This is a genomic window from Sphingorhabdus sp., from assembly GCF_044239005.1.
Classification (GTDB): domain Bacteria; phylum Pseudomonadota; class Alphaproteobacteria; order Sphingomonadales; family Sphingomonadaceae; genus Sphingorhabdus_B.
In genome coordinates this window covers 1-11,217 of record NZ_JBIICH010000075.1, presented here as the reverse complement: position 1 = coordinate 11,217, position 11,217 = coordinate 1, and the positions used below count along the sequence as shown (strand labels likewise).

The 11,217-nt window shown below is 56.4% G+C and carries 12 protein-coding genes; 8 read left to right on the top strand and 4 right to left on the bottom strand.

Translation table 11 applies throughout. The features are described 5' to 3' along the window. Positions 1-44: 44 nt before the first annotated feature. Both ACILQA_RS07230 and rplQ read left to right on the top strand, forming a co-directional pair. Positions 45-1,106 (top strand): DNA-directed RNA polymerase subunit alpha, encoded by a 1,062-nt coding sequence (locus ACILQA_RS07230; RefSeq protein ID WP_183941946.1) that lies wholly within the window; start codon positions 45-47, stop codon positions 1,104-1,106. Between the two features lie 112 nt (positions 1,107-1,218). After that, positions 1,219-1,632 (top strand): 50S ribosomal protein L17, encoded by a 414-nt coding sequence (rplQ, locus tag ACILQA_RS07225; RefSeq protein ID WP_183941945.1) that lies wholly within the window; start codon positions 1,219-1,221, stop codon positions 1,630-1,632. A 66-nt stretch (positions 1,633-1,698) separates the two neighbouring features. Here rplQ and ACILQA_RS07220 read toward each other — a convergent pair whose 3' ends face one another. Continuing rightward, positions 1,699-2,259, bottom strand: coding sequence for a hypothetical protein (locus ACILQA_RS07220; protein WP_324479309.1), 561 nt, complete (start codon positions 2,257-2,259; stop codon positions 1,699-1,701). A gap of 86 nt (positions 2,260-2,345) precedes the next feature. On the opposite strand from ACILQA_RS07220, the gene ACILQA_RS07215 reads away from it, so the two are divergent. The 5 genes from ACILQA_RS07215 (at position 2,346) to rarD (ending at position 7,667) form a co-directional block, all read left to right on the top strand. Further along, on the top strand, positions 2,346-3,413 hold the full coding sequence (locus ACILQA_RS07215; protein ID WP_395629086.1) for a transcriptional regulator: 1,068 nt from the start codon (positions 2,346-2,348) through the stop codon (positions 3,411-3,413). 111 nt (positions 3,414-3,524) lie between these two features. Beyond that, positions 3,525-5,681 carry a prolyl oligopeptidase family protein gene (locus ACILQA_RS07210; protein ID WP_395629085.1) on the top strand — a complete coding sequence of 719 codons (2,157 nt, stop codon included), beginning with the start codon at positions 3,525-3,527 and terminating at the stop codon, positions 5,679-5,681. 135 nt (positions 5,682-5,816) lie between these two features. Further along, positions 5,817-6,377, top strand: a complete 561-nt coding sequence (locus tag ACILQA_RS07205; RefSeq protein WP_395629084.1) for a hypothetical protein — start codon at positions 5,817-5,819, stop codon at positions 6,375-6,377. Positions 6,378-6,521: 144 nt separating this feature from the next. Beyond that, positions 6,522-6,743 carry a hypothetical protein gene (locus ACILQA_RS07200; protein WP_183941941.1) on the top strand — a complete coding sequence of 74 codons (222 nt, stop codon included), beginning with the start codon at positions 6,522-6,524 and terminating at the stop codon, positions 6,741-6,743. Between the two features lie 27 nt (positions 6,744-6,770). Continuing rightward, positions 6,771-7,667, top strand: a complete 897-nt coding sequence (gene rarD, locus ACILQA_RS07195; protein ID WP_395629083.1) for an EamA family transporter RarD — start codon at positions 6,771-6,773, stop codon at positions 7,665-7,667. A 9-nt stretch (positions 7,668-7,676) separates the two neighbouring features. Here the strand turns inward: rarD and pyrC are convergent, their stop codons facing one another. Further along, positions 7,677-8,720 carry a dihydroorotase gene (pyrC, locus tag ACILQA_RS07190; RefSeq protein WP_395629082.1) on the bottom strand — a complete coding sequence of 348 codons (1,044 nt, stop codon included), beginning with the start codon at positions 8,718-8,720 and terminating at the stop codon, positions 7,677-7,679. 38 nt (positions 8,721-8,758) lie between these two features. On the opposite strand from pyrC, the gene ACILQA_RS07185 reads away from it, so the two are divergent. Beyond that, the gene (locus tag ACILQA_RS07185) at positions 8,759-9,481 is read left to right on the top strand and encodes a YgfZ/GcvT domain-containing protein (protein WP_395629081.1); all 723 of its coding nucleotides are present in this window, start codon (positions 8,759-8,761) and stop codon (positions 9,479-9,481) included. Here ACILQA_RS07185 and ACILQA_RS07180 read toward each other — a convergent pair. Beyond that, on the bottom strand, positions 9,478-9,843 hold the full coding sequence (locus tag ACILQA_RS07180; protein ID WP_395629080.1) for a septal ring lytic transglycosylase RlpA family protein: 366 nt from the start codon (positions 9,841-9,843) through the stop codon (positions 9,478-9,480). The two genes, ACILQA_RS07185 and ACILQA_RS07180, sit on opposite strands and share 4 nt — an antisense overlap. 82 nt (positions 9,844-9,925) lie before the next feature. Further along, positions 9,926-11,217, bottom strand: a 1,292-nt coding sequence (locus ACILQA_RS07175; protein ID WP_395629079.1) for a toprim domain-containing protein, incomplete at its 5' end; no start/stop codon positions are given.

The following is an 11,217-nucleotide window of genomic DNA, read 5'->3' as shown; positions in this document are numbered from 1 at the left end:
CGGTGCACCAAATTGCCGGTCCCGCAAAACCCAAGGGGAAATCCATGTCCGTCAATATTAAGAACTGGCAGGAACTGAAAAAGCCCAACGCACTTGAACTCAAATCAGGTAGCGATGCGAAGCGTAAAGCAACTTTTGTTGCAGAACCGCTGGAGCGTGGCTTTGGTTTGACTCTCGGCAATGCGCTGCGTCGCGTATTGCTCTCATCGCTGCAGGGCGCAGCGATTACATCGATCAAAATCGAAAACGTGTTGCACGAATTCTCGTCGCTCGCGGGCGTTCGTGAAGATGTCACCGACATCGTTCTGAACATCAAGCAAGTTGCGTTGAAGATGGAAGGCGAAGGTCCAAAGCGTCTTCAGCTCTCGGCAACTGGCCCCGGCGCGGTAACCGCTGGTGACATCGCTGTTTCGGGCGACATCCAAGTGATGAACCCTGATCTCGTCATCTGTCATCTCGACGATGGCGCGACGCTGAACATGGAAATCACTGCCGACATCGGTAAGGGTTATGTTCCTGCAGTCGCCAACCGTCCAGCGGATGCGCCAATCGGCCTCATTCCGGTCGACAGCCTGTATTCGCCTGTTCGTCAGGTTGCGTATAAGGTGGACAATGCACGCATCGGTCAAGAACTTGACTATGACAAGTTGTCGCTGACCATCGAAACCGACGGCACCGTAACGCCAGAAGACGCCGTGGCGTATGCCGCACGCATTCTTCAGGACCAGTTGCAAGTGTTCGTCCACTTTGAAGATTCGATGTCTGCATCGTCGCCCATGATTGGCATGGCTGCACCATCAGCTTCTTCGGAAGAATCGGATGCAAACCAGCTCAACCGTTACCTTCTCAAGAAGGTCGACGAATTGGAATTGTCGGTCCGCAGCGCAAACTGCCTCAAGAACGACAACATCATCTACATCGGCGACCTCGTGCAAAAGAGCGAAGCCGAAATGCTGCGTACGCCTAATTTCGGTCGCAAGTCGCTGAACGAAATCAAGGAAGTGCTCTCGTCGATGGGCTTGCGCCTTGGCATGGACATCCCCGGATGGCCGCCAGAAAACATCGAAGAGATGGCAAAGAAGCTTGAGCAAGAACTGCTTGGCTAAAGAATATTGGGCCGAGGCAGTGCTTCGGCCCAACCAAAAGGGAAATGGCCGCCCTTAAACGGCCAGGATCGGGGTACCTGATACGGCCCCCCTACGAACGAAGGAATGAAATATGCGCCATAAAGTTGGCCACCGTAAGCTGCAACGTACCACGTCGCACCGTACCGCGATGCTTCGCAACATGGCAGCGTCGCTTATCAAACACGAACAGATCAAGACGACTTTGCCAAAGGCGAAGGAACTGCGTCCTTACATCGAAAAGCTGATCACGCTTGCGAAGAAGGGTGGCTTGTCCAACCGTCGTCTCGCGATGAGCCGTTTGATGGACGACAAGCAGCTGGTAAAATTGTTTGACGAACTGGCAACGCGCTATGCCGACCGCAGCGGTGGTTACAGCCGCGTGATCAAGGCTGGTTTCCGTGGTTCCGACGCTGCACCAATGGGCGTCATCGAGCTCGTTGACCGCAATGTCGACGCCAAGGGTCAGGACAGCGGTCCAGTTGAAGTATTGGACGACGCTGAATAAGCACGTCTTGCTTTAAGAGTTTCAAAAGGGCGGTATCCGAGAGGGTGCCGCCCTTTTTTCATGGGTTTATGATTTCGTCCGAGCGCTTCGATCGGCCAACCAAAAGAGTAGGCTGGAAATCAACCATGCTACCGAAAGCACAATCGTAAACCGTCCGCCGCGCGCGTCGCTGCCCAATATGCCGGCAAAGACGCCAATGTTCATCTGCACTATGCCGGCAACCAACATCGCCTGCGGCAATATGCGCCGGCGAAATCGCGACGCGATGCTGCCGACAATCGCGATCAGCAATACCGCGCCGAACCATAAATTGGTCGGGTTATCCTCATTCCCAATCATGCCAACAGCCAAGTTGGACCAGATGACCATGAACCCGGCCAGCACAGCAAACATCGAACCAAAGCGGAAGTACCAGTTTGATGACAGGCGCACCGCAAATTCAATCAGGCCGCCCACAATGCCGAAAATGATGGCCGCGACGATGAAGTCGGTTTCGTCCCAGTTAACTTCTGTGGTGAACTGCATCGCGACCAATGGCGTCAGGATAAGCGCTACCGCGCCGCCCCAGCCCAAAATCCGCCAGATATTCCGTCGCGGCCTTGCTGGCCCGATATTCTCTGCATGCATAGCATTGCCCTTTTCCGTGAATGAGAGCTATGCATACAGCGCAGCGACATTGCAGGCATGAGCAGAACATGAGCATTTGGTGAAAAATGAAATCAGATAGTCTCCGGTTCGGCCGCTTCACGCTTCAGATTAGCAGCCGACGCCTGCATTGCGATGGTGTCGCTGTCGATGTCTCCAGCCGCTATTTCGATGCGCTTGTCCTGCTCGCAACCAATGCCGGCGCGCTTGTGTCGAAAGACCAGTTCATGGACGATGTCTGGCGCGGTGTTCCTGTCACCGACGAAGCGCTCACGCAATGCATCCGCAGCCTGCGCCGTGTGCTTGGGGATGATGCCGCGCGGCCGATCTTTATCGAAACCGTTCCAAAGCATGGCTATCGTTTCATCGCCCCTGTGGAACGTGATGGTGGACCCGCAGCCACCACCTCTATCACCACAGCTGCCACGACGGATTGGGCGACATTTTGGGCATTGGGTGGCGCGGGTGTGGTTGGCGGTGGCTTGGCGGGGCTGCTGGGCGGTTTGTTTTACGGTTTTGCCGGAGCATCGCAGCCAATGGCACCGGGCATGGGCGCGACGTCCATCGTGCTTGTCCTGACGGCAATTACGGTGTTGGTCGCGTTGTTGGGCGCTGCGGGCGTAAGCTTCGGCATTGCTGCAGTTGGCCTTTGGAATTCCGCGCGTTGGTCCGCAATTATGACGGGGGGCGCAGTGGGCGGTTTCCTGATTGGCGGTATTGTGAAACTGCTTGGCTTGGATGCGTTCAATCTGGTGCTGGGGCAATCACCCACGCAAATGACGGGCGCGCTGGAAGGTGCGGTGATTGGTGCCTCTGTCGGCCTTGGTGTATGGCTGGGCCGACGGCAGATGCGAGACATGCCGCTGCGTTTCGCGATACTGCCCGCGGCCGTATTTGGGGCTTTATCCGGCGCTGGCATTGTCATGGCCGGTGGGCGCTTGCTTGGCGGCAGCATATATGAGCTGGCCCGGCTTCTTCCCCAATCGCGGCTGCGGTTCGACCAAATCGGTGGCTTCTTTGGCGAAAGCGGCTTTGGTCCCATCAGTCAGATCGTCACCGCCGGTTTGGAGGGCATGTTATTTGCCGCAGGCGTTACCGCTGCCGTCTTGTTGGCGCAGCGGCAGCGGGGTGCATGATTTCGACGAAAATGCGAAATATTCTTGCGGGCGACGGCAGGAATAGTTGGCGTTCAAGCGTGGACGCTCTAGTCGGATGACAGAGATTTTGAGAGTTGGGGAAATGATAATATGCGAAGTGTATTTTTGGTCGGTGCAGCCTTCATGATGGCCCCGATTTCGTCGGTCGCTATGGCCGCAAATTCAGCCACCACCGATGTCGCAGTCAAATTGACCTATCCGCAGACCAAAACCGTCAATGTGGTTGATGAGCAATTCGGCGTGAAGGTTGCTGACCCCTATCGCTGGCTTGAGGATGATGTGCGCGTCAATCCCGAAGTCGCCGAATGGGTGAAGGCGCAAAATGCTGTCACCGATGCATATTTGGACACCTTGCCCGGCAAGAAAATACTCGCCGAGCGCATGAAGAAGCTTTTCGATTATGAACGCTTTGGCCTTCCTGAAAAAGCCGGTGGTTATTATTTCTTCACAAAGAATGACGGCCTGCAAAACCAGTCGGTCTTATATGTCCGCAAGGGCCTAACGGGTGCGGATCGTATTTTGATCGACCCCAATTTATGGGCAAAAGACGGTGCCACCGCGCTCGATAGCTGGGTACCGTCGAAAAATGGCAAGCTGGTGGCTTATGCTGTTCAGGACGGCGGTTCGGACTGGCGGACGATTAAAGTCATCGACACCGTGACCGGCAAGGTGCTTGCCGACGAAATCAACTGGGCAAAATTCACCAACATAAGCTGGGTGGGCAATGACGGGTTTTTATACTCGCGTTTTGCAGAGCCAAAAGAAGGCGCGGCATTTCAGCAGCTGAACTATAACCAGACCATCTATTACCACAAAATCGGTACGCCCCAGTCGGAAGACAAGGCAATATACGCAACGCCGGACAAGCCCGAATATGGGCATAGCGCGCAAGTGACGCACGACGGCAAATGGGCGGTCATTACGACCTCGTCCGGAACCGATGAGAAGTATGAACTGCACGTCATGCCACTTGGCAAAAAGCCAACATGGAAACCGCAGCCGCTCGTTACGGGTCTGGAGCATGATTGGGGCCTGATTGAAGGCATGGGCAACACTTTGTGGTTCACCACCAACAAGGACGCGGCAAAGCTTAAGGTTGTGACGGTTGATCTGGGTGCGAAGACGCCGACATTTAAGGACGTTATAGCGGAGCGGGCGGAAACCCTGTCGCGCGCGCAGATCGTCGGCGATCGGCTGATCCTGTCATATATCAAAGATGCCAAATCGATGGCGCTGATGACTGACCTCGCAGGCCAGCCCGTGCAGGAAATCAAGCTCAGTGCGATTGGGACGGCCAGCGGCTTTTCAGGGACGCCGGGTGATCCAGAAACATTTTACGGATTCTCCAGCTTCAATCAGCCAGGCGCTGTGTATCGTTTCGACAGCAAGACGGGTGCGTCGGCGCCCTTCGCGCAGCCAAAGCTGAGCTTCAACCCGGCAGACTTCACCGTGGAGCAAGTGTTCTATCCGTCGAAGGATGGCACGAAGATACCGATGTTCGTCGTGCACAAAAAAGATCTCGATCTGACGAAGGGCGCGCCGACATTACTCTATTCCTATGGCGGGTTCAATATTTCGCAGACGCCCACTTATTCAGCAACGCGTATGGCTTGGTTGCAATCGGGCGGTGTATTCGCCCTCGCCAATATTCGTGGCGGCGGCGAATATGGGAAGCCGTGGCATGATGCCGGTCGTTTGATGAACAAACAAAATGTCTTTGACGATTTTGCTGCCGCAGCGGAATATCTTATATCCAGCGGCGTTTCGGCCAAGGGCAAGATTGCCATCGAAGGGCGGTCCAATGGGGGACTGTTGATTGGTGCCGTTGTGAACCAGCGTCCTGACCTGTTCGCTGCTGGCCATGCCGCAGTGGGCGTGATGGATATGGTCCGCTTCGACCGTTTCACGGCTGGCCGTTATTGGGTCGATGATTATGGCTACCCCAGCAAGGAAGCCGACTTTAAAATGCAGATGACTTACTCACCCTATCACAACATCAAATCGGGTGTGGAATATCCCGCGGTCATCGTCTCGACCGCGGATACCGATGACCGTGTGGTTCCGGGGCATAGCTTCAAATATATCTCCGCCCTGCAAGCTGCAGAAACCGGCAACAAGCCCAAGATCATCCGCATCGAAAGCCGTGCGGGCCATGGTTCAGGCAAGCCGACCGATAAGGTTATTGACGAATATTCGGACATTTATGCGTTTCTCGGCAAATGGACGGGGCTGACCCTCACCGAATAATCGTTCATGAAAATGGCGATTTAGATGAACGGATGCTGACAAGTCAATTCAGCATCCGGACAACCCGAATCGCCTATTCGCTCTCCATCGGCACAGAATGACTGGACCGGTGCAAGGAGAACGAAGATGAATTTCATGACCAAAACTTTGCTTGGCGCCGGGGCTGCTGCTGCAGCTTTGGTGAGTGTAGCCGTTCCCGCCCAAGCGCGTGATCGCTATGACCGCAACCGCGACCGTGATAGCATAAGCGCCGGCGAGATTATTGCCGGAGCGGTCGTGCTCGGTGGTCTTGCCGCTGTGCTTTCAAGCGGCAACAATGGCCGCAACGATCGCCGCGGTTATGATGATCGCTATGATGATAACCGTGCAGGCTATAATTACGACAATCGTGGTGGCGGCGGCCGCGCCGCGGTAAACCAGTGCGTCGCCAGCGTTGAACGCTGGGCCAATGGCTACAGCCGTTCAGACGTCACGCAAGTGCGCAGCATCGAACGGACACGTTTTGGCTATCGGGTCACAGGCAATGTCGTTGTTCAAGACGGCGGACGTGGCCGTTACGAGAATAACTATTACGGCAATGACCGATTTGGCGGCAACGCTTACCAGCGCGGTTATGACAAGGGCCGTTTCACCTGCTTTGTAGAGCGTGGCCGTGTGGTCGACATTAACTATCGCGGATTGGAACAGTGGCGCTGAATGTCCACATATGCGTGGGTATAATGAGGCTCAGTCTGGAAACAGGCTGAGCCTCTTGTCATTTCGGTACCGCGATATTCGCTACGCCGCGCGGGACGGCTGGCTGTGCTTGCCACAGTACTAAAAACCCGCCACAGTCGCCTTATGGCAAATATCCTCGCATTTCTATTTGGCCTGATTGCACTCTTGCTGGCTATTATCGGGTTCATCCCGTTGCTCGGATGGCTGAACTGGCTCATTATTCTGATCGCTGGCGTCGGCGCGGCCTTTGGCTTCGCGTCGGAAAAGGACAGCGGCCGCAACTTCTGCTTGGTCGTTATAGCCATTTGCGCGCTGCGCCTCTGGATCGGCGGCGGGATCATTTGATCCCCACGCGAAGGCTTAGCAAAACATATGACCGACAAATCTGAAACCGCGCAGCCAAGTGGCTTGCCTTATGCCATGTCGGCATATCTCATCTGGGGCTTCGTCCCGGTTTATTTCAAGCTGCTGAGCCATGTCTCGCCGGTCGCGGTTGTTGCGCAGCGCGTCTTGTGGTCCATTCCGCTGCTTTTGGTTATTATGGCCTTCCGCAAACAGCTTGGCGAATATGCCGCCATTTTCCGGCACAAGGCGCATCTGCGCAATTTGCTCGCCTCTGCCACGCTGGTTGCCATTAACTGGCTGATTTACATTTGGGCCGTTTCCACGGACCATATTTTGGCAGCGAGCCTTGGCTATTATCTCAACCCCTTGGTGAATGTCCTGCTGGGGCGTCTGTTTTTAGGCGAGCGATTGCGGCCGCTTCAGATGGTCGCCGTGGCCGTCGCCGCCATTGGCGTTGCTATCCTCATCGGTGATGCGCTCGATACCTTATGGGTATCCATATCGCTCGCTTTAAGCTTTGGCCTCTACGGCCTTATCCGCAAGATTACGCCCGTTGGCTCTGTTCCCGGCCTTGCGACCGAGACAACATTGCTCGCGCCGCTGGCATTGGGCGCGGTACTCTATTTCGCGCAGGTTGGCGGCGGCGGATTTGGCGATGATGTGACGACGTCGGGGCTTTTGATATTGGCAGGTGCGGTCACCGCAATCCCGTTGCTGATGTTCGCGACCGCCGCCCGCCGGATGAGCTATACCAGCCTGGGCTTTGTGCAATATACGGCACCGTCCATTGCTTTCCTGCTGGGTGTGTTCGTGTACGGTGAGCCATTGAGCACGACGAAGCTGGCGTGCTTCATCCTGATCTGGGCCAGTATCGCGATATTCTGCGCCGACGCGATTAAATCCTACAGGGCATCAAAAGCTTAGGTCCTGATCCTAAGCCTTCAGCCGCCAGCGCAATGTTTCCCCAGCATGGAACGGCACGACATCAAGCCCTTCCAGCGCCAACAGCTCAGGCACGACGACATCGGCGCGTTCCAACATTATGCGCTCCTCGTTCAACGGCAGACCATAAAAACGAGGGCCGTTTTCTGAGGCAAAGGCCTCAAATTTGTCCAGCGCGCCTTCTTCTTCAAAGACGGCGGCGTAGCTTTCCAATGCGAAGGGCGCGTTGAAGATACCCGCGCATCCGCAGGCGCTTTCCTTGGCAGATTTGTCGTGCGGCGCGCTGTCGGTGCCGAGGAAATATTTGCTGCTGCCCGATGTCGCAGCCTTGCGGAGCGCAAGCCGGTGTATCTCACGTTTGGCAACCGGCAGGCAGTAAGCATGCGGACGGATGCCGCCCGCAAACATCGCATTGCGGTTGATGTGCAAATGTTGCGGCGTAATTGTCGCCGCGACATTGGGACCGCTGGCATCTACAAAAGCAACCGCGTCTGCGGTGGTGATATGTTCAAACACGATCTTCAGCTCAGGCAGATCGCGGACCAGTTGCGACAGCGTCCGTTCAATGAACACAGCCTCACGGTCAAAGATATCGACATGCGAGTCTGTGACTTCGCCGTGGATCAGCAATGGCATGCCGATCCGCGCCATATGCTCCAGCGCGGGCATGATGTTGGTTATGTTCGTAACGCCGTGTGCGCTTCCGGTGGTGGCATGCGCAGGGTATAGCTTTGCCGCTGTAAACACACCTTCGGCGTGACCGCGCGCGAGTTCATTCCCGTCACTTACGTCGGTAAGATAGGCCGTCATAAGTGGCGTGAACGTGACGCCTTCGGGCACCGCCGCCAAAATCCGGTCACGATAGGCCGCGCCCGCTTCAACGGTTGTTACAGGTGGCGACAAATTGGGCATGACAATCGCACGTGCAAACTGTTTCGCGGTGAAGGGCACCACGCTGCGCATCGCTGCGCCGTCACGAAAATGGAGATGCCAATCATCAGGGCGGCGGATGGAAAGAATCATCTGGTCGGTCATGGCTTCCCTTTAAGCGCCTCTCCCCCTATCTGTCACCTATGCCAAACACCCGTCTATTCGACCGCTGCGTTATCCGTCTGTCGCCCACCGAGGCAGGAGAGGACGCGCGCCAATTTCTGCAGGGGCTGGTGACGCAAGATACCGCGGCAGAAATGCCCTTATGGGCAGGTTTGTTGAGCCCGCAGGGAAAGGCGCTGTTCGATTTCATCCTGTGGGCAGATGGTGACGATGTGCTTATCGATTGCGAAGGCGCGCAAGCAGACGCATTGGTCCGCCGCCTGTCGATGTACCGGTTGCGCCGGAAAATCGCCATTGCCATTGATCCGGCATGTGGCGTGTTCTGGGCAAACGACGGCAGCACAGACCCGCGCCATGCGGAGCTCGGGACACGCTGGCTGGGCGCGCCGGCCGACGATGATGTGGATGTGAGTGCCGCCTATCGCGCGCATCGGCTTGGGCTAGGCATCACCGAGGGCGTAGATGAGCTGGGCAGCGAACAGACTTTGTGGCTTGAGGCCAATGCCGCCGAACTGAACGGGGTGTCCTTCACAAAGGGATGCTATGTCGGGCAGGAGAATACCGCGCGTATGAACTGGCGGCAGAAGGTGAACCGACGGCTGGTGGTCGTCCCGTTGGCACAAGCCGACGCGAGTCGTCAGCGCTGCGTTTATCCGGAGCTTGATATATCGGTGGAGTTGCGCCGCGTCGAAGATTTGACGGCGCTTGTTCTGCCCGACTGGCAGCGCGCTGCGCTTGGTTAATCGAGCCGCTCGAGCTTAACCTTCGCGGTCCCGCTGCGGTGCATGCCGATCTGTTTGGCCGCAGCATAAGATAGATCCATGATGCGTGATTTGCTCCACGGACCGCGGTCGTTCACCCGCACGATAACTTCCTGACCATTGGCCAGATTGGTGACCGCCACCCTTGTGCCAAAAGATAACGTCCGGTGCGCTGCCGTCATCGCATTTGGATCAAAACGCTCGCCACTGGCCGTGCGATTGCCGCTGAGTTCGGCGCCATAATAGCTGGCCAATCCGGTGCCGATTTCGACACGGCTGTCGCCAGCTTGCGCCAAAACGGGCAAGGCGATGATCGCGAGCGCTAGATAGTGACGTTTGTGCATAAACCTCCCCCAAGGCGTGCGGGCTACAATAAGCGTCGCACACTTCCAATTGTCGAAGCGATAATGTGCACAGACTTTGCGCTCAAACGTCCAGATTGGCGACGTTGAGCGCGTTTTCGACAATGAAATCACGCCGTGGCTCAACCACTTCGCCCATCAGCTTGGTGAAGATATCATCCGCCAAGTCAGCCTGGTCGATTTCAACGCGGAGAAGTGACCGGTGATCAGGATCAAGTGTCGTTTCCCACAATTGCTCCGCATTCATTTCGCCAAGACCCTTGTAGCGCGAAATTGACAGGCCCTTTCGCCCTGCGGCGAGTATGGCCTCAAGCAATTCCGATGGACGCGTGATTGCGCCTTTATTGCCCACACTGACGGCGGTTGTTGCGCGCTTGGCTTGGTCGCCAACGGCGTCAGCAGCCTCTGCGTCGCTATCTGCTTCGATGTCTTCGGCGGCATCGGCTGCTGCAGCGGCAGTGACCTTCACCAATCGGGCAGGGGTCTCGTAACTGGCGGTTTCTTCGCTGGCGAGCTTGTGCAGCTTGCGCGCTTCTGCCGACATTAAGAATGCCGCGTCGATAATGTGGTGATCGGTTACGCCGCGCCATAGGCGTTCGAAGTGATAGCCACCGTCTTCGGATACGCGGCCGGACCATTTGCCCTCAACATCCTGCGCACCCATCCATGCGGCCGCCTTGGCCACCGCAGCAGCGCGGTCGGTTGCTTCGGGGTCAAGCGCGCCGGTGAGCGCCATGGCCTCGACAATTGTGGGGTCGTAACGGCGCGGGACAAATGCCATCAGGCTGCGCATACGGCGGGCATGATCGACCAGTGCGCCCAAATCGGCGCCTGCGCGTTGTCCGCCGGCACCTTCAAGCACAACGCCGCCAAGACCCAATTCAGCAAGATGGTCGTCGAGCGCCTTGTCGTCCTTAACGTAAATTTCGCTGCGGCCCTTCGCGACCTTGTACAAAGGCGGCTGCGCGATGAAGAGATGGCCGTTTTCGATAATCTCGGGCATCTGACGATAGAAGAATGTCAGCAACAATGTGCGGATATGCGACCCGTCGACGTCAGCGTCGGTCATGATCACAATCTTGTGATAGCGCAGCTTTTCAATGTTGAAATCTTCGCGGCCAATGCCCGTGCCCATGGCTTGAATGAGCGTGCCAACTTCCTTGGACGAAAGCATCCGGTCAAATCGCGCGCGTTCAACGTTCAGGATTTTACCCTTCAGCGGCAAAATTGCCTGATAATGCCGGTCGCGACCTTGCTTTGCCGAACCACCTGCGGAGTCGCCTTCGACCAGGAACAGTTCGGATTTGGCAGGGTCTTTTTCCTGACAGTCGGCAAGCTTGCCGGGCAAAGACGCAA